This is a genomic window from Streptomyces sp. NBC_01260 (assembly GCF_036226405.1).
Taxonomy (GTDB): domain Bacteria; phylum Actinomycetota; class Actinomycetes; order Streptomycetales; family Streptomycetaceae; genus Streptomyces; species Streptomyces laculatispora.
On sequence record NZ_CP108464.1, the window covers coordinates 6,111,918 to 6,127,906 of the forward strand.

Here is a 15,989-nt window from a genome sequence, read left to right on the forward strand (position 1 = left end):
GGCCGAGGATGCGAAGTTCACCGGCACGACGCTGGCAGAGCGACTCGGCTGCTCCGTACGGTCCGGGTATCGGTACCTCGGCGGAGTCCAGGGCTGCCTGACCCGCTGAACGCGCGAGCCCCGTCGCCGACAGACGGCAACGGGGCTCGCAGGATTGCGGCGGCGTACGTGTGGCTCGTGAGGGAATCGTCAGTGCCCCCTCTCTAGCATCCGAAGGATGCGTTCAGCGAGAAGGCGGGCATCGCGGCGTCGGGCGGGCCTCTTGGACCAGACGGCCGGCATGAAAATGCCGACGAGCACAAGCAGAGGCATGCCGACTGCGGCGACGGCAATCCAGGGGCTGACTGCGACCGAGGCTGAGGTAGCGGCAAGCGCACTCAGGGCGATCGGCAGCCTGCGACTCACGGGTCAAGGTTGCTGGCCATCGCAAAATCCTTCCGATTGGAACCGGGTTTGGCGGGAACCCCGGTTCGGGTGGGTAGTGCCTCGCTCCCGTTTGGCGCCGGGGGTGAGGGACAGGCCAGGGACCAATAGCCAGAGACAGCGCAGCGCCGAAGGTGGGGGACTGGCCTGTCCTCCGGGCCCGCAGCGATGCGTCCGACACTCTAATTGCGGCCGCTCTGCGTGGGGGTAGGGATGTTGGAGATGGAGAACGCGCGCGGGCCTCTGCCGTTAGGTGTAAGCACTTCGCTGCACATTCTGGCACGCCCGGAAGGCCCACGGAGGGGGTGCAACCGCCCGCTGTGACAATGGTGTTGCTGACACGAGGTGCGCGCTGATCGACCTCGGAATCGTGGCAAGTCCGAGCGGCTAACGTGGCGGTGTGGCTTCTGGTACGCCGGGGGACCCCCCACGCCCCCTATGTCCACCCGTGTTCGGTTTGCCTGCACGGAGGCAGGCCACGGTGGCGCTTCTGGTCGAGGGCGACGAGTGCAGCCGTCCTCACCAGGCCCGGAGCCCGTACCGCTGCGGCAAGGCCTCCCACCCTGGAATGGCAGGCGCTGATCGCTTGAGCCGACGTCCAGCCCTGCGTCGGAGCGCAGAGTGGCGTCTCCGCAGGCCGACGAGAGGTAGCGCTACTTGACGACACGACTTAGGTCCTGTTTCTCGGATCATGTACGGAGCCAGATCATGAGTGCTGCGAGTGTGACGGTGCCGAGGTAGATGTAGGCGCGTTTCTCGTAGCGGGTCGCGACGGCGCGGAAGCCTTTGAGGCGGTTGATGGTGCGTTCGACGGTGTTGCGCTTCTTGTAGAGCTCGCTGTCGAAACCGGTAGGCCGACCGCCGCGTGAACCTCGGTTCTTGCGGTGTCTCTGCTGGTCGAGACGTTCGGGGATGGTGTGCCGGATTCCGCGTCGTCGCAGGTAGCGGCGGTTCTTCCGGGACGTGTAGGCCTTGTCCGCCAAGACATGGTCGGGCCGGGTGCGTGGCCGGCCGACTCCGGCTCGCGGCACCAGAACCTGTTCCAGCACCCGCTCGAGCTGGGGTCCGTCTCCGTAGTGTCCGGGTGTCAGGACGAAGGCGAGGGGCCGGCATCGTCCCTCGGCAACGAGGTGGATCTTGGTGGTGAATCCTCCGCGGGAACGTCCCAGACATTCGCCGACCTGACCACCTCCTCCAGGCGGATGGTCAGTCTCCGCAGTACCGGATCGACCTGGTTCGTCCCCCACTTGGCCCCCCTTTGAGGGACGGCGGCCGGGGGCGCTTTCCTCGCACCGGCGGCGTGCTGGTGGGCTCGCACGGCTGTCGAGTCCACCGACACGTCCCAGTCGATGCCGCCCTCGGCGTCCTCGGCTACCTGGATGCGAGACAGCAGCATCTGCCAGGTTCCATCGGCTGACCAGCGACGATGTCGTTTATAGACCGTCTCCCATGGCCCGAATCGCTCCGGCAGATCCCGCCACTGCACGCCGGTCCGCACCCGGTAGAGAACCCCGTTGATCACCCGGCGGTGATCGCTCCACCGACCTCCACGCGTACCACCAGGAGGTAGGAACGACTCCAGCCGATCCCACTCCGCATTCGTCAGATCCCCACGGCCCATGAACCCAGCCTGGCCCCAACACCCCTCGCAGGTCAGGAGATCCGAGAAACAGGACCTAGTACAGGACAGGAAGCGAGGTCAGACCGCGTACAAGACGGGCGTGCCGCCACTGAAGCTGGTCGGGCGGTACGGCGAGCCGGAGGCCCGGGAACCGTGTCAGTACCGCGCGCAGCGCGATTTCGGCCTCGGCCTTGGCCAGGGGAGCGCCGACGCAGCGGTGGATACCGTGCCCGAAGGCGAGGTGGCCGGCAGCGTCCCGGTTCGCATCGAGCTGGTCCGGTGACGGGAACCGTTCCGGGTCGCGGTTGGCGGCTCCGAGGGCGACCAGCACCGGTGCGCCTGCCGGGATGTCGGTGCCGCCGAGCGTGATGGCCTCCGTGGTGTACCGGAAGGTGGCCGTGCTGACGGGGGAGTCGAATCGAAGCAGCTCGTCCAGCACCGTAGGGATGTCGTCCGGGTTCTGGCGGAGGCGGTCGAGTTCGGCCGGGTGCTGGAGCAGGGAGAGGGTCGCGTTGCCGAGGAAGTTGGTGGTGGTCTCGTGGCCGGCCACGAGTAGGAGCACCGCGAGGGAGACCAGTTCCTCCTCACTGAGCCGGTCGTGGCCGTCGCGGGCCGAGATCAGGCGGTCGAGGAGCGATTTGCCGGGGTGTCGGCGCTTGGCGGCGATAAGGTCTGTCATGTAGTCGGCCAGGGAGTGCGAGGCCGCGTCGATGACCTCTGGCTGTCCGGCCGCGAACAGTTCGCCGGACCAGCGCCGGATGTCGGGCCGGTCTTCCTCCGGTACTCCGAGCAGTTCGCAGATCACGATGACGGGTAGCGGGACGGCCAAGCCGGTCACGAAGTCGAAGGGCTCACCGACAGGCCACTGGTCCAGCAGGTCTTCGGTGACCCTGGCGATGAACGGGCGCAGTTCCGCGACCGCCCCGGTCGTGAACGCCTTGGTGACCAGCTTGCGCAGCCGGGTGTGCTCGGGCGGGTCGCTCGACAGCATGTTGTGCGCCACCGCGGGGTGGAGGCGCCGCTTTGATTCCTTGCCCGCGAAGAACCCGGCGGTGTCCTTCGAGAGCCGGGCGTCGGCGAGCGCTTCCCGGGCTTCGGCGTATCCGGTGACCAGGTAGCTCAGGCGCCCGCCGGACCCGCTGGGTACGGCCTGTACGGGGCATGCCGAGCGCATGGCCGCGTAAGTGGGGTAGGGGTCTTGGAGAAAGCGGGGGTCCTGAGTCGGGTCGGTCATGTCTTCAGGTTCCAATCGTTCATGGCCGGCCGTCGACGCCGACACGCCCGACGTGGGCGTAGGCGTCGGCCACCAGGAGGAGCCACTGTGTGTCGGCCCGAAGATCCTCGCGGGCGGCGGCGTCTACCGACGGAGGTGCGACGTCGTCCGCGTACCGGCCAGCCTTCGAGTCCGCCAGTGCAGCTCGTACGACAGCTGCCTCCACGGCGGCAGCGCCCTGCTCGGTAGCGGTGTGGAGGTTCGACGCCGCGCTCTCCTGCACCCTGCGCGACCGGTACGGCCGGAGGGCGAGGATGCCGTCGCTGATCTCGATGACGCGCCGCTGCAGTCGGAAGTCGGAGTCGTCGGAGATGCCTTCGACGTCCTCGGCCGGCGACAGGACGATCTGCGGCATCGCGGCTGACAGGTCCTGCCAGAGGGGGCGGAGCGTCTCGAAGGACCGGGTTTCCCAGCGACGACGACGGGCTTGGTTGATCGGGTAGAGGACAGCAGGCCACGTGAGGCCGAGACAGATCAGCAGGACGGCGAGCGCCGGCGAGGTGACGCTGAAGGCGCACGTCGAGGTCACGAGCGATGAGCACTGCGCGTGCGTTTCGTCGCCCAGCCCCAGACCAAGGCCTACGGTGCGCGTCAGCTTGTAGACGACGTAGACGAGAGCGAACACGCAGCCTGCCGCTGCCACCCGCAACCCGCCCCGGATGCTGTCGCGCCGAGTCGCCTTCGACTGGCGTACGGCTTGCCTCAGGAAGTCGACCACGGAGAACCCGAGGAAGGAGGTATAGGGGAGTAGGTAGAGCGCGTAGACCTGCGGAGAACGAGCTGTCAGCTGCTCGTAGGCGAACAGCGCGGTCATGGTGACGACCGACGCGGTGAGCAGGGCGAGACGGACCCTGATGCGTTGCCGCGCCTCGTAGGGTTCGAGGTTGAGCTGGAAGGAAACGGCCAGGACCGCTGTGGCGGCACCCAGAGAAGCGCAGTTACTCAGCAGTCGGCCGACGTGCGGCACGATCGACTCCGCGACGTTCCTGAACAGCGGCGCATAGGAGGCGAAGGCCATGGCGAAGGAGCCGAGAAGCGTGCCCATGGCCGACGTACCGGTCGGCCGGGGCGTTCCGCGTCCGAGCACCCAGTAGCTGGCTATGGACGCGAGCAGCAACGCCATCCCGAGGAAGACAGCATTCGTCATGCGCGGAGGCGACCTCTCCTGATGGGCTGGGCGAAGAGAGCTTCCCAGCTGTCCGGGCCCCTCTCGGGGCGGTGCGGAGGGGCCTCACGTTCGCGGTAGATGCGTTGGCGGACGACCGTCGCCATCATCTCCGCCTCGCGCTCATCAGCAGTCGAGTAACTCGTCCGCCCGGACATACGCATCACCAGCGTCGGGTTGACCCCCAGGGAGCGGGCCGTGTCCGCGTTGACCTCCAGGCTTCCCGGATGGTCGCAGTACACGTGGCACAGCTCGTGCGTGAGGATGTGCCGCTGGTGGTGGACGGACGTGCCCTCCTCGTAGAAGAGGAGATCGGCGTCCGGGGTCTCGATTCTCATTCCGCACGGCGCTTCGACCGCGCCGAGCGTGCTCAGCGGCTGCAGGACGATGGGCTTCCCGCGAAGCCCGGCTATGGCCTCGCTCAACTGGCGGGTGGTGAATCGGTGCGGCAGACGTAGGAGGTCGATCTGCTCTTCGCACGATGCGCGCAGTCGACGCGTGTCGACTTCTGGCAAGGACACGGTGCTCCCCTTCGGCCTCGGCGGTGCGTCAACTTGTGGGTGGACGGAAGCCCCGAGGATGCCAAGAGAAGGCAGGAACTCACTCTTCCTGGAAGTGGCGGTTCCGATTACGCATGGTGATTGACGGAGGGGGGTGAGCCTTCCCGGTCGCACCTCCTCACCGTTTGCCGGAAACGCAGGGGGCCGGTGATTCGGGCGCGAGGCGGTCCGCACTCTGAGTAGTTGATTACTTGATTATCCGTTATGTCTGACTACGCTGAATGACTGAACCATGATCGACCGGATGGGAGGTTGGACTCCCTATGGCGCATGTCACCCGGTGAGCGCATCCTAGGCTCGCCCTTATGGACGTGCGGGGCGGGCGGGTCGCGGGTGGCGAAGGTGGCGGCGAGTCGCTGCCTGAGCTGCTGCGATCGTGGCGGCGGCGGGTGAATCCCGATGAGATCCCCGGGTTGGCCTCTCCGGGCCGTAGGGCGAAGGGTCTGACGCAGCGTGACGTGGCTCGACTGACCGGGGTGAGTGAACGCTGGTACGGGGCGCTGGAGCGGGGCATGGAGGCCAAGTACTCCGCTGACTTTCTCGATCGACTCTCGTCGGTGCTGGGGCTGAGTCGCGCTGAGCGCGATGCCCTGTACCTGATGGCGGTGGGCCATCCGCCGGTGGTCGCCGCGGTTCCGGAGGCTGGTGCGGCGGCGGAAATGGACGAGGTGCTGCAGCGGTTTCTGGACGGCCAGGCCCCCGATCCCGCCTTCGTGACGGACCTCGCCTGGAACGTGATCGGCTACAACGAGCCGCTGCTGGACTGGTTTCCGTGGGCGGCTCACCAGGCGAATCAGATGCGGTGGGCGTTCCTGAGCCCGGAGGCCCGCGAGCAGCTCGTGAACTGGGAGCAGGACTGGGCCCGCTCCTACCTAGGGCAGATCCGCTACGAGCGCGCCCGCCATCCGGACCACGAAGCGCTGCAACAGCTGGAGCGCGACATCCTCACGAGTTCCCCGGCCGCACGGCAGATGTGGGACCGCCGCGAGGTGGTCGAACACGCCGACGGAGACCTGCGCAAGCTTCGACTTCCCCACCATCGGGGTCGAGTAGTCGGCGTGCGGATCATGGCCCTGCGGCCCATGCGCAGCGACCTCCTCCGGGTGATCGTGCTGATGGAAACCGACTCTGAACCTGCCGAGACGTGATCGACGGGAGCGGCACGCGCTGCTCTGTGTGCGGCCAAACCCTTACTTGTCGTCGAGCAGTCCCGACGCTTCCGACTCGTCGGGCATTCCTTCCAGTCTTCGGGCCTGGTCGATCACGGTGTTCACCATGTTCAGGCTCGAAGCGCTGAGACCGTTCGCGCGCAGAGCGACCCGACGCACCCCCTGGTCGCGCATGGCGGCGACCAACTGGATCTCGGCACGCTGGCGCTCCGCCTCCTCCTCGTCGAAGAAATAGCCCGGGTTCACGCCGAAGAAGCCGGCCAAGGCACGGATGGTCTGCATCTTCGGGTTCGAGTTGGTGCCGGTGCGAAGCTGCTGGATGGCGCTCGCGGAGATGGTGACGCCAGAGGTGTCACGGATGCCCTGTGAGACCTCCGCGTAGGTGTACGGGCCGCGGCCCTTCGGGTGCACCTCTCGGAACAGGTAGTCGAGCAACTCCGAGAAGGTGCGCTCGCGCGATTCGGTCATCTCCAGATCTCCGTCATGGCGGCCATCATATCCACCTCAGTGGTGATCAGGGTCAGCCAGGTCCAGCGTCTCGCCATTGCAGTTGACGAGATGACGTAACTGCAATGTACGTTGTCCATCGAAAACATCCATTGCAGTGTTCCACTGCTGGTGGGGGCTGGTCTATAGAAGCTGGACTTGAGCCGAGGGTCGCCATATGGTCCTGGTGCCCACAGGCGGAGATCACTGGCCGACGGAACAGTCAGGAGGGGAGGGAGACGAGCACGCGCGGCTCATGAAGACCGCAGGGTGCACAGGGATGGATGAGACCGGCGCCCGGGAGCTACCAACTCCCGAGCACCGGGCCGGCACCCCGAGGGGTACCGATCCACATCTCGCGGGCGGCGGGGCTTTTGCACGAGAACCGCCGCACCGCGTTCCTACGAACAACGGAGTATCACATGCTCGCCACGCCGAGCGTCAACCCAGCCTGCCCGGATGCCCAACGACAGCACCGTCTCGCTGCTCAGCTCGCAGAGATGATCCCGGGCGCGGTCACGATCCGAGTCAGCCTCACCGACCCGAGCCGGGCGTGGCCCCACCCGAGTGCCGCTATCCGGGACGAGGGCGGGAAGGCCCTGGAGGTGAGCCGGACGACGGCGACGGTCGCCGCCCGCTGGATCCTGCGGGTCTGGCCGGAGGCGGACTGGACCCGGCCGCACACCTTCGACATCCAGCGCGCCGCCCTCACATGCAGCGACCTGGTCGCCGCTGGCCGGAGCCGCTGACATGGCCCGGATACGCACCATCAAGCCGGAGGCGTTCTTCTCCGAGTCGCTCGCCGAAGTGAGCGTCGAGGCCGAGCGGACCTTCTTCGGCCTCCTCACGCAGGCCGACGACCACGGACGGCACCGCGACAACGCCGCGATCATCGCTGGGCTCCTGTGGCCCCTGCGCGCCGAGCACACCTCGGTCCACGTCGAGGACGATCTCCACCAGCTCGCGAGCGCCGGCCTGATCTGCCGGTACACCGGCTGCGACGGCCGTCGCTACCTCCACATCGTGACCTGGGCCGAGCACCAGAAGATCGACAAGCCAAGCCAGTCCCGCCTGCCATCGTGCCCGCAGCACCAGGCTGCCGGCCGGTGCGGCCCCTGCAAGGGCACCTGCGCCAAGCGGGCCGAGGCTTCTCCGAACGCTCCCCGAGCCCTCGATCTGCCCGCGCAGCCCGCCGCGACCCTTCGCGACCACGCAGGCGGGGCTCCCGAGGCCCAGCAGGATGCCTTCGACGAAATGGCCGGCACCCATAGCCGCGCAAGCGCAAAAGCCCCAGGTCAGGACGCATTCTCGGAGAGCTCTCCGAACCTTCCCCGAAACCCCGGGGAGGGCTCGGCGCCTGGATCTAGGATCTTGGATCCTGGATCTTCTTCTCCTACGGGGCGCACGGCGCCCGCAGCCAGTGTCTCGGCCAGCCAGCTTGTCGGCGAGTACGTCGCTGCCTGCGAGGAGCGTCCGCCCAGCGATGTGATCGGGCACCTCGGGCGGATCACCAAGAAGCTCCTGGGCGAGGGCATCGCCCCCGAGCACATCCGGGCCGGGCTGGCGAACTTCGCGGCCCACCCCAAGCACCCCAGCGTGCTGACCAGCATGGTCAACGAGGCCATGAACGCGCGCTGCGGCGGTTTGGCGCGGCCGGGGAACCGGCCTAACGTGCCCGCCCACCAGGCGTGGACCAACCCGGCCAACGCTGCCACCGCCTACGCCGAGGAGCTGTGATGCGCCCCCGTACCCGCGAACCGCAGACCCTCGGCGAGGGCACCCTGGAGCGGATGGCCCGGATTCTGGCCGCTCGCAACATCGACCCGGCCGCCGTCGCCGCACTGGCCGACGAGACCGAGCCGTTCTCCCCGCTGGACGCCTTGTCGGCCGGCATGCCCCCGCGCTACCAGGCCGCCGTCGCCGACCACCCCCAGGTCCTCGCCTGGGCCCGCGACGTCGCCGAAGCGGCCGTCGCCCCCAGCCAGGGAGCCCGGCGACAGGTCACCACCGGCCCCAGCCTGCTGATGGCCGGGATCGTTGGCGCGGGCAAGACGCACCAGGCGTACGGCGCGGTCCGGCAGCTGGTGCAGGACGGCGTCGGCGTGCGCTGGCGCGCGACCACCGCCGCCGACCTGTACGCCGACCTGCGCCCCCGGCCCGGGGCCGACAACGAGCGGGAGCTCGCGGCCGTCAGCCGCTGCCCGCTGCTGATCATCGACGACCTCGGCGCGGCCAAGGCCAGCGACTGGACCGAGGAGATCACGTACCGGCTGATCAACCGCCGGTACAACCACATGCTCCCGACCCTGATCACCACCAACCTGCGCATCAGCGACCTCCGGGCCTACCTCGGCGACCGCGTCACCAGCAGGCTCGCGCAGATGACCACCCGCGTCGAGTTCGAGCCGGTCGACCGCAGACGCCACCGCACCGCAGCCTGATTTACCGCAGACCGCCACGCCGGGCCGCGCCCCAGCGCGCCGCCCCGTGTGCCCCCTAAACCAGCGCATCTCTCCGCCGACGCCCCTGCGCGCGGAGAGCGATCGGAGCACCCCGCATGACCAACACGACGATCAGCCCTGCCCGCCACCGTCAGCTCGGCGACCACACCTGGCAAGCCGACGCCGTCTGCCAGGGCACCGAGTACAACCCGGTGGACCCCGAAATCTTCTTCCCCGAGCCCGACGAGACCGACAAGATCGCCACCGCGAAGGCCCTGTGCGGCCAGTGCCCGGTCCGCCGGACCTGCCTGGACGCCGCCCTGGAGAGCGGCACCACCGACGGCATCCGAGGCGGACTAACCGACGAGGAGCGCCGTCCACTGCACGAGAAGATCGCCCACCGCCTCGACTACAGCCGCGTCAACGACACCATCGACGGACGCGACGTCCACCTCACCAAGGCCGAGCGCCGCGCAGTCGTCTATGCCGCCTTCCGCCACGGGGTGAGCGAGCAGCGCCTGGCCTGGCTCCTGAAGATCACCGAGGAACACGCCCAAAAACTTTACCGCGAGACCCGCCGTGCCCTGCGCAACCGAGACCTGAACCAGACGGCGAAGGCCCCTTCGCCACCCGTGAACAGCGGCGAGCGCCTAGTCCGTGACGACTTCGGGACGGCGGCATGACCACCACGAGCCTGGCGAAGCCGGCGCACATATCCGGTTGGGACCGCGCGGTCGTCATCGCCCTGGGCAGCGCGGGATGCGCGTTGTCGTACGACGCCCTCCAGCAAATGGCCGGCGCCATCCACGTCCGCGGTTTCCTGACCTACCTCTTCCCCCTGGTGATCGACGGGTTCATCGCCTACGGCGTACGGGCCCTCCTGGTCCTGCGCGAGGCACCCCTGCGCGCCCGGCTCTACGTCTGGACGCTCTTCGGCACGGCCACCGCGGCCAGCATCTGGGCCAACGCCCTCCACGCGGTCCGGCTCAACGAAGAGACGGTCGCCGGCACCGGGCTCCGGCTCGGAGACACGGTGGTCGCCGTGCTGTCCACCATCGCCCCGCTCGCGTTGGCCGGGGCGGTCCACCTCTACATTCTGATCGCCCGGGGGCCGGTCAAGGCCAGTGCCCAGGAGAACCTCGGTCAGGCCGGTCACCCCGGTCAGGCGGACCGGAGCGAAGCCACCGCGGTCACCCGGGCTGACCGAGTCGGTCAGCAGCGGCTGGCGGCCGGTCAGGTCAAGCCCGGTCAGCCGGTCGTCACCCCGACCGACAGGCTGTCGCTGACCAGGCAGGCCACCACCCGGTCACTGACCGGGGACACGAACCCGGCGGAGAGCGGCCTGCCGGTCACCGGCGACCGCGACCGGGCGCCCGGAACCCCTGGCCTGCCGGGACAGACGGACAGGGCACGGCCGGTCACTGACCGCCCCGACGACGCAGCCTCGGTCGTTGGTGACGAGGACAGCCCGGCGGCGGTCACCGCCCCGCCGGTCACTGACCGGGACACCCGGACAGCCGGTGACCGGCGGTCTGACCCGGGCACCGAGGAGCTGCTGAAGATCGCCCGGTCGGCGGTCAGGGCCGAGGACAAGCTGACCCGCAAGGTGGTTGCCCAAGCGATTCGAGGTCAGCAGATCCCGCTGTCCAGCGACACCCTGACCGCGCTGATGGCCCAGCTCCGCGAGCAGCACCGCCAGCCGGTCACCTCCTCCCGGCCCTGACCGAACCTCCACGGAGCGGGGTGACCGAGCCGGTCACCCCGCCGGTGGCCCGCTCCCTACGCCCGCCCGGCGTCCCGCCACAGCAGAAGCGGAGAACACCCGATGCGTACCCACCCGGCCACGACCGCCGAAGTCGACTCCTGGCTGACCGTCCTGCATCAGCACGGACACCTCCACCGGGCCCAGTCCGGCCCTGACACCACCTGGATCGTGCAGCGCGAGCAGCACGACCGGCCCTGGACCCTGCACCACCCGGTCCTGGCCATGGACTGGATCGAGAAACTCGTCCGCGAACTGCGGCAGGAAAACCCGGAGACGAGCCGGTGACCACCAACGATCAGGTGGTTACCACGGCCGGACAGCAGCGTGACCCCACGACGGCTCCTGGCGGAGCAAGTTGTCGCGTACGACGGTCCTACGGCCCGTCGTACGCACTTGCCCCCGCCCAGGAGGGCGGGGGAAGTCCGGCTGGTCCCCGAGCGAGGGCGCTCGGGGACCAGCCGGGCAACCGGCACCAGGGGGCGCCGGTCACTGGAGGAGAAGCCGACCACCGCGAGCAGCCGAGCCCGAGCACGCCCGCCTTCCCGGGCCGCACACCGCGCCGCCGCAGCCGCAACCCGAGCCAGCGCACCAGCAAGACGACCACTCGCCTCTCCGACACCGAGAAAGCCGAGATCGCCGCAGCCGCCACGCAGCGCGGTATCACCGTCGCCCGCTTCCTTGCCACCGCCGGCCTCACCGCCGCCCGCGGTTCGACCATCCTGCACACCGACGAACGACTCGACACCGCCATCGATGAACTCGTCGCCCTGCGCACCGCGCTGGCCCGCATCGGCAACAACATCAACCAGATTGCCTACATCCACAACGCCGGCGGACAGCCCCGCCCCGGCGAACTCGACCACGCGCTCACCGTCCTGACCCGGCTCATGGCCCGTGTCGACGACGCAGCCGACGACCTAGTGAGGCGGCGAAGCTGATGGTTCCCAAGATCCGGCGCGGCTCGCGAACCCACGGCCTGATCGTCTACCTGTACGGCCCCGGCAGGCGTGATGAGCACGTCGAGCCCCACCTCGTCGGTAGCTGGGACGGCTTCGCCCCCGACCCCGGCCGCGACACCAGCCCCGACCCCGATCCGAAGGTCACCCTCGCCCGGCTGGCTGCCGCGCTGGACCTGCGCGTCAAGCAGGCCGGCACCAAGGCCCCGGCCGAGCACGTCTGGCACTGCTCGGTCCGCACCGACCCCGGCGACCGGACCCTGACCGACGCCGAGTGGAACACGGTTGCCCGCCGCCTAGTCCACGCCGTAAACCTCGCCCCCCAAGGCGACTTGGACGGCTGCCGCTGGGTCGCTGTACGCCACGCCGACGACCACATCCACATCCTGGCCACCATGGTCCGAGGCGACCTGCGCCGCCCCCGGATGAACTACGACTTCAAAAAGGCCCAGGCCGAATGCCGACGCATCGAGAAGGAGATGGGCCTGCGCCGGCTCAAGCCCGGCGACGGCACCGGAGCCAAGACCCCCACCAGCGCCGAACGCTTCAAGGCCGAACGCACCGGCCGACCCGAAGCCCCCCGCGAGACGCTCCGCGAAGCCGTACGCCAAGCCCTCGCCGGCGCCGCCACCGAAGAGGAGTTCTTCACCCGGCTACGCGAGGCGGGCCTGCGGGTCAAAATGCGCCACGCCCCGTCCGGCGACGCCCTCGGCTACAACGTGGCCCTGCCCGGCGACCGCAACCGCCACGGCGAACCTGTCTGGTACCCGGGTTCCAAACTGGCCCCCGACCTCTCCCTCCCGAAGATTTGCCTCCGGCTGGCCGACGGCACTGCCGAGCAGGCCGGGCCTCCGGCCGCCGACGGGCGGGCGGACTGGCCCCTGCCCGCCCGAGAGCGACGCAGCGCCACCGGCATCGCCGAGCGTGCTGCCGACCTACTCGACGGCGGCGATCACGAAGCCGCCGCCCAGCTCGTGGGAGTCGGAGAACTCCTGGACGCGGTCGCCCAGACCTCCCCGGCCGCCACCCGCGCCGAGCTGGCTGCCGCAGCCCGCGCCTTCGAGCGGGCAACCCGCAGCCACGTCCGCGCCGAACGCACCGACACCCGGGCGCTGCGCTCGGCCGCCCGGGGCATCGTCCAGGCCGGCGGCGCGCTCGGCAGGGGAGAGGACGGCGGCACCACCGCCATGCTCCTCTCCACTCTGGTTCTGGTCGCCCTCGCCGCCGCCCACTGGCACTCCGCCCGCGGCCACGCCCAGCAGGCCCACGCCTCCCGCCAGGCCGCCGCGCACCTGCGTACCGCCTACCAACAGGCCGCCGCCACGCCGATGCGCGTGCTGCATGACCAGGGCCGTGCGCTCCCCGAGGCCCAACGCCGGACACACCAGGCCACCCTCCATGCGGTTCTGCCGAAGCAGGGCGTACGAGCAGACGGCACACCGACGAGGACCGACGCCTTGGTCGCCACCCTCGCCCAGGCCGAGCAGAAGGGCCACGACCCCGAGGCGCTCCTGCGGCAGGCCGCCGCCATGCGCGAACTCGACACAGCCGAGGACGTGAACGACGTCCTGGTGTGGCGCCTGCGCCGCCTCGCCCAGCTCCCCGCCCACCCGGGCGAAGCTACGCGCCGCCCGCAGGCCGGCACCCGCCCGACCAAGACCCCGGCCAACTGCACCAGTGAACGCAACGCCCCCGAGGGGACGGTCCGCCCTGCCGTCCCCGACCCGCGCAGCCGCGCACCGCGCCGCTGATCGGTTCATCCGGAGGCCGATCACTGGCTGCCCGGACTCCATGAAACCCCCTGGACAGCCGGTTCAACCTGCTGTTAGGGATGGATACAGGACCTTCGACCGGGAGATGACGCTCGTGCCCAGAACCACCGACCGCATCACGGAGCCGGCACCCGCGCTGCCCGTCCTTCCCACCGGCGCCGACCCCCTGCTGCAGCTCCAGTACGAGACGCAGCCGGCCGACGGGCCCGGCGCGACACGCTGCGTCGGCCACCCACACGAGCTGGCCCTCGGCGGCATACCCGCGATGTGCTCGGCCTGCCGGGCCCGGCGCGACTGGCTGCTCATCAACCATGGCCGCAACGTCTGGATCCGCTGCCGGTGCGGCAACCAGTGGCTCGAGCCCGAGATCAGCCGCGCCGACTTCGACGCCCTGATCGGCGGCCCGAACGGGACGACCTATCCGAGCGTGGAGGAGGGCCTAGCCGCACTCGGCTTCGACGGCGTCTTCGCCGGCACCTACCTGGAGTAGGTGAGCAACAGACCAAACGCCGAGGGGTGCCACCGATGCGTCGGGTGGCACCCCTCGGCGTTCTGAAATGGTCAGCCGCGCTTGATGCCCTTTGGCAGCTCGCCCCGGAAGTCGCGTCCGGGGCACTCGTCCTCACCGTGGATGTGTCCCTCGTACCAGCTGTGGACCGCCGCGTGCAGGATGGCGCCCTCGACGGAGACCTCACCGCTGTGGACCGCCTTGATGGCGTTGCTGACGATCAACCGGAGCACGGCGTTGTCGGTTGAGGGGAACGGCGGGGAGGGCATCGGCGAGTCGGTCGTCATGGCCGAACCCTACGGGCGACTAAGGGTGTTGGTCAGTCAGACGGAGTGGTCTCCAGAGGAGCCGTGCAGGTCGCTGCGAAATCCCCGGCCGACCGGCTTCCAGCCCTGGAAGGTGGCCGGCTTCCAGCGGGGCCGGTCCGGCACGCTGTCGTCGTCGGGTACAGGCAGATTGCCCCGGCTCTTCCGGCTGCGAGCGGCGCCGACGCTGATACCCAGGTGAGCGGCGACCTCGGTGTAGCCCCAGAGCTGCTGGTCGTCGGCCATGGCGTCCTCCTCGTTCGTCGGGATGAGCGTACGCAACGCGCGGGCGGGCCCATGGCAAGGCCGCCCCTGGCTGATCGGCGTAGGGCGGCCTTCTGTGGTCCTGGGTCAGACTCCGGCGAGGCGGTTCGAGAGGTCGAGGGCGTTGGTGGCGAACGCGAGGGCGGAGCACAGACCGGTCACCTCATGGAGGGTCGGACGGACCAGGCGCGGCCAGTTGTCCGGGGCGGCGGGCCAGGAGGCGAGGTGCACCTCGGCAGTGGCCAGGCCCAGGTGGGCTGTGACGTTCCACCCGGTGAGGGAGCCGGGCTCCCAGTGCAGGCGGATGCGGCCGAGGGGGAGTCTGGACTCCCTGGTGGCGAGCCACGTGACGTCGAGCGGGCCGTCGGGCCGGGCGGTTACACGCTGGACCAGCGCGCCGCGCACGCCGTCCGGCATGGGGCGCACGGCGAGGCTGCGCAGCGGAAGGACGGGCGAGGGGTGGGATCGCGACGAGATGGAAGCCTCCGTGGTGTTGAGGGAATTGGTCAGGCCCAGGCGAGGGCGGCGCGCGCCTCCGGCGGGAGGTAGCCCTCCTGGCCGTCCTCGGCGATGAACGCCGTGCCCTCCCGGACGACGACGTCGGCCCTGACGTAGTGGGCGAAGGGGAAGTCAGGGTTGATGGCGAGGCGGACTGGCAGGTCGGGGTCGAGTCCTTGGAGCTGGCGGAGCACGTGGCCGACGGTCAGGGACTGGGGCATGGGACCTCCGAGAGCGGTACGGGAAGACGGGCTTGGGCTGGTGGCGGTGCGTCAGCAGGAGTCGAGGCGGAGCGGATCACGGAGGACCTTCGGCTCTCGGGCGTGGTCGGCGAGATGCCGCCTGCGGCACTCGTTGACGTATCCCTTGCCACAGTCCTTCTTCTCCCAGTCGCCGCATGAGCAGACGGCCTTCGTGTACGCACGGCCGGGGCGGTCGGGGTGGAGCGGCTTGCCGGAGCTGGTGTGCTTGTGGTCCGCCGGGCAGAGCGTGTCGTCGGCGTGGTGGTTGGTGAGCGGGGCGCGGAAAGACATGGTGGGCAGCTCCTTGCGGGTGGGGTGGGGCACACGGTCATTCAGTGAGGTCGCGCCGCCACAGGCGCGCTTCGGCGCGGCGGGCGGCACGGCGGCGGATGGTCTTGGCGCGGCGGCCGTACTGACCGGGCAGGTAGTAGCAGGTGCAGCGGCGGGCGTAAGCGCAGGTGCGGCGGTAGCCGGGGCGGGTGGCCAGGAGCATGCGCATAGGTGGGAACTCCCCGGTGGGCGGACGAGCGCGGGTTAACGG

General features: G+C 69.5%; 21 protein-coding genes. 10 read left to right on the forward strand and 11 right to left on the reverse strand.

The window, feature by feature from the left end:
- Window positions 1-1,112 precede the first annotated feature (1,112 nt).
- The 4 genes from OG322_RS27220 to OG322_RS27235 all read right to left on the reverse strand — a co-directional run bounded on the left by OG322_RS27220 (window position 1,113) and on the right by OG322_RS27235 (window position 5,003).
- Window positions 1,113-2,044, reverse strand: a protein-coding gene (locus tag OG322_RS27220) for an IS5 family transposase (protein ID WP_266411293.1) whose coding sequence is annotated in 2 segments (ribosomal slippage) — window positions 1,113-1,694 and window positions 1,697-2,044 — 930 coding nt in all. Because the reading frame shifts where the segments join, the coding sequence is not laid out codon by codon here.
- Between the two features lie 55 nt (window positions 2,045-2,099).
- Window positions 2,100-3,278, reverse strand: coding sequence for a cytochrome P450 family protein (locus OG322_RS27225; RefSeq protein WP_329307083.1), 1,179 nt, complete (start codon window positions 3,276-3,278; stop codon window positions 2,100-2,102).
- Window positions 3,279-3,297: 19 nt separating this feature from the next.
- A complete protein-coding gene (locus OG322_RS27230) occupies window positions 3,298-4,464 on the reverse strand; it encodes an MAB_1171c family putative transporter (protein WP_329307084.1) in 1,167 nt (388 codons plus the stop codon).
- Window positions 4,461-5,003, reverse strand: a complete 543-nt coding sequence (locus OG322_RS27235) for a regulator component (RefSeq protein WP_329307085.1) — start codon at window positions 5,001-5,003, stop codon at window positions 4,461-4,463. Before OG322_RS27235 ends, OG322_RS27230 begins: the two co-directional genes overlap by 4 nt.
- A gap of 344 nt (window positions 5,004-5,347) precedes the next feature.
- On the opposite strand from OG322_RS27235, the gene OG322_RS27240 reads away from it, so the two are divergent.
- Window positions 5,348-6,190 carry an MmyB family transcriptional regulator gene (locus OG322_RS27240; protein ID WP_329307086.1) on the forward strand — a complete coding sequence of 281 codons (843 nt, stop codon included), beginning with the start codon at window positions 5,348-5,350 and terminating at the stop codon, window positions 6,188-6,190.
- Between the two features lie 42 nt (window positions 6,191-6,232).
- Here OG322_RS27240 and OG322_RS27245 read toward each other — a convergent pair whose 3' ends face one another.
- Entirely contained in the window at window positions 6,233-6,679 is a 447-nt protein-coding gene (locus OG322_RS27245) for a Secondary metabolite protein (protein ID WP_093798523.1), read from the reverse strand.
- A 440-nt stretch (window positions 6,680-7,119) separates the two neighbouring features.
- Here OG322_RS27245 and OG322_RS27250 point away from each other — a divergent pair, with 440 nt between their 5' ends.
- The 9 genes from OG322_RS27250 (at window position 7,120) to OG322_RS27290 (ending at window position 14,121) form a co-directional block, all read left to right on the forward strand.
- Window positions 7,120-7,446 (forward strand): transcriptional regulator, encoded by a 327-nt coding sequence (locus tag OG322_RS27250; RefSeq protein ID WP_329307087.1) that lies wholly within the window; start codon window positions 7,120-7,122, stop codon window positions 7,444-7,446.
- Between the two features lies 1 nt (window position 7,447).
- On the forward strand, window positions 7,448-8,434 hold the full coding sequence (locus tag OG322_RS27255; RefSeq protein WP_329307088.1) for a hypothetical protein: 987 nt from the start codon (window positions 7,448-7,450) through the stop codon (window positions 8,432-8,434).
- Window positions 8,434-9,138: an ATP-binding protein gene (locus OG322_RS27260; protein ID WP_329307089.1), complete on the forward strand. Its 705-nt coding sequence runs from the start codon at window positions 8,434-8,436 to the stop codon at window positions 9,136-9,138. The genes OG322_RS27255 and OG322_RS27260 overlap by 1 nt, the downstream gene beginning before the upstream one ends.
- A 116-nt stretch (window positions 9,139-9,254) precedes the next feature.
- Window positions 9,255-9,821: a WhiB family transcriptional regulator gene (locus OG322_RS27265; RefSeq protein WP_329307090.1), complete on the forward strand. Its 567-nt coding sequence runs from the start codon at window positions 9,255-9,257 to the stop codon at window positions 9,819-9,821.
- A complete protein-coding gene (locus OG322_RS27270) occupies window positions 9,818-10,861 on the forward strand; it encodes a DUF2637 domain-containing protein (protein ID WP_329307091.1) in 1,044 nt (347 codons plus the stop codon). The genes OG322_RS27265 and OG322_RS27270 overlap by 4 nt, the downstream gene beginning before the upstream one ends.
- Before the next feature lie 102 nt (window positions 10,862-10,963).
- Window positions 10,964-11,188 (forward strand): hypothetical protein, encoded by a 225-nt coding sequence (locus OG322_RS27275; RefSeq protein ID WP_329307092.1) that lies wholly within the window; start codon window positions 10,964-10,966, stop codon window positions 11,186-11,188.
- Window positions 11,185-11,841, forward strand: coding sequence for a plasmid mobilization protein (locus OG322_RS27280; RefSeq protein ID WP_329307093.1), 657 nt, complete (start codon window positions 11,185-11,187; stop codon window positions 11,839-11,841). Before OG322_RS27275 ends, OG322_RS27280 begins: the two co-directional genes overlap by 4 nt.
- Window positions 11,841-13,610 carry a relaxase/mobilization nuclease domain-containing protein gene (locus OG322_RS27285; protein ID WP_329307094.1) on the forward strand — a complete coding sequence of 590 codons (1,770 nt, stop codon included), beginning with the start codon at window positions 11,841-11,843 and terminating at the stop codon, window positions 13,608-13,610. The genes OG322_RS27280 and OG322_RS27285 overlap by 1 nt, the downstream gene beginning before the upstream one ends.
- 106 nt (window positions 13,611-13,716) lie before the next feature.
- The gene (locus OG322_RS27290) at window positions 13,717-14,121 is read left to right on the forward strand and encodes a hypothetical protein (protein ID WP_329307095.1); all 405 of its coding nucleotides are present in this window, start codon (window positions 13,717-13,719) and stop codon (window positions 14,119-14,121) included.
- Window positions 14,122-14,192: 71 nt separating this feature from the next.
- Here the strand turns inward: OG322_RS27290 and OG322_RS27295 are convergent, their stop codons facing one another.
- The 6 genes from OG322_RS27295 to OG322_RS27320 all read right to left on the reverse strand — a co-directional run bounded on the left by OG322_RS27295 (window position 14,193) and on the right by OG322_RS27320 (window position 15,947).
- A complete protein-coding gene (locus OG322_RS27295) occupies window positions 14,193-14,426 on the reverse strand; it encodes a hypothetical protein (RefSeq protein ID WP_329307096.1) in 234 nt (77 codons plus the stop codon).
- Between the two features lie 36 nt (window positions 14,427-14,462).
- On the reverse strand, window positions 14,463-14,690 hold the full coding sequence (locus OG322_RS27300; RefSeq protein ID WP_329307097.1) for a MarR family transcriptional regulator: 228 nt from the start codon (window positions 14,688-14,690) through the stop codon (window positions 14,463-14,465).
- A gap of 105 nt (window positions 14,691-14,795) precedes the next feature.
- Window positions 14,796-15,125 (reverse strand): esterase, encoded by a 330-nt coding sequence (locus tag OG322_RS27305; RefSeq protein ID WP_329307098.1) that lies wholly within the window; start codon window positions 15,123-15,125, stop codon window positions 14,796-14,798.
- 89 nt (window positions 15,126-15,214) lie between these two features.
- Window positions 15,215-15,427, reverse strand: coding sequence for a hypothetical protein (locus OG322_RS27310; RefSeq protein ID WP_329307099.1), 213 nt, complete (start codon window positions 15,425-15,427; stop codon window positions 15,215-15,217).
- Window positions 15,428-15,478: 51 nt separating this feature from the next.
- Window positions 15,479-15,739 carry a hypothetical protein gene (locus OG322_RS27315; protein WP_329307100.1) on the reverse strand — a complete coding sequence of 87 codons (261 nt, stop codon included), beginning with the start codon at window positions 15,737-15,739 and terminating at the stop codon, window positions 15,479-15,481.
- Between the two features lie 37 nt (window positions 15,740-15,776).
- On the reverse strand, window positions 15,777-15,947 hold the full coding sequence (locus OG322_RS27320; protein ID WP_329307101.1) for a hypothetical protein: 171 nt from the start codon (window positions 15,945-15,947) through the stop codon (window positions 15,777-15,779).
- Window positions 15,948-15,989 lie beyond the last annotated feature (42 nt).

Excerpts from the sequence above, each read along its gene's own strand:
- OG322_RS27245 (WP_093798523.1), bottom strand. The coding sequence starts at position 6,679 with ATGACCGAATCGCGCGAGCGCACCTTCTCGGAGTTGCTCGACTACCTG.
- OG322_RS27315 (WP_329307100.1), bottom strand. The coding sequence starts at position 15,739 with ATGTCTTTCCGCGCCCCGCTCACCAACCACCACGCCGACGACACGCTC.
- OG322_RS27265 (WP_329307090.1), top strand. The coding sequence starts at position 9,255 with ATGACCAACACGACGATCAGCCCTGCCCGCCACCGTCAGCTCGGCGAC.
- OG322_RS27230 (WP_329307084.1), bottom strand. The coding sequence starts at position 4,464 with ATGACGAATGCTGTCTTCCTCGGGATGGCGTTGCTGCTCGCGTCCATA.
- OG322_RS27240 (WP_329307086.1), top strand. The coding sequence starts at position 5,348 with ATGGACGTGCGGGGCGGGCGGGTCGCGGGTGGCGAAGGTGGCGGCGAG.
- OG322_RS27275 (WP_329307092.1), top strand. The coding sequence starts at position 10,964 with ATGCGTACCCACCCGGCCACGACCGCCGAAGTCGACTCCTGGCTGACC.
- OG322_RS27255 (WP_329307088.1), top strand. The coding sequence starts at position 7,448 with ATGGCCCGGATACGCACCATCAAGCCGGAGGCGTTCTTCTCCGAGTCG.
- OG322_RS27320 (WP_329307101.1), bottom strand. The coding sequence starts at position 15,947 with ATGCGCATGCTCCTGGCCACCCGCCCCGGCTACCGCCGCACCTGCGCT.
- OG322_RS27290 (WP_329307095.1), top strand. The coding sequence starts at position 13,717 with ATGACGCTCGTGCCCAGAACCACCGACCGCATCACGGAGCCGGCACCC.
- OG322_RS27300 (WP_329307097.1), bottom strand. The coding sequence starts at position 14,690 with ATGGCCGACGACCAGCAGCTCTGGGGCTACACCGAGGTCGCCGCTCAC.
- OG322_RS27250 (WP_329307087.1), top strand. The coding sequence starts at position 7,120 with ATGCTCGCCACGCCGAGCGTCAACCCAGCCTGCCCGGATGCCCAACGA.
- OG322_RS27310 (WP_329307099.1), bottom strand. The coding sequence starts at position 15,427 with ATGCCCCAGTCCCTGACCGTCGGCCACGTGCTCCGCCAGCTCCAAGGA.
- OG322_RS27225 (WP_329307083.1), bottom strand. The coding sequence starts at position 3,278 with ATGACCGACCCGACTCAGGACCCCCGCTTTCTCCAAGACCCCTACCCC.
- OG322_RS27285 (WP_329307094.1), top strand. The coding sequence starts at position 11,841 with ATGGTTCCCAAGATCCGGCGCGGCTCGCGAACCCACGGCCTGATCGTC.
- OG322_RS27270 (WP_329307091.1), top strand. The coding sequence starts at position 9,818 with ATGACCACCACGAGCCTGGCGAAGCCGGCGCACATATCCGGTTGGGAC.
- OG322_RS27260 (WP_329307089.1), top strand. The coding sequence starts at position 8,434 with ATGCGCCCCCGTACCCGCGAACCGCAGACCCTCGGCGAGGGCACCCTG.
- OG322_RS27295 (WP_329307096.1), bottom strand. The coding sequence starts at position 14,426 with ATGACGACCGACTCGCCGATGCCCTCCCCGCCGTTCCCCTCAACCGAC.
- OG322_RS27305 (WP_329307098.1), bottom strand. The coding sequence starts at position 15,125 with ATGCCGGACGGCGTGCGCGGCGCGCTGGTCCAGCGTGTAACCGCCCGG.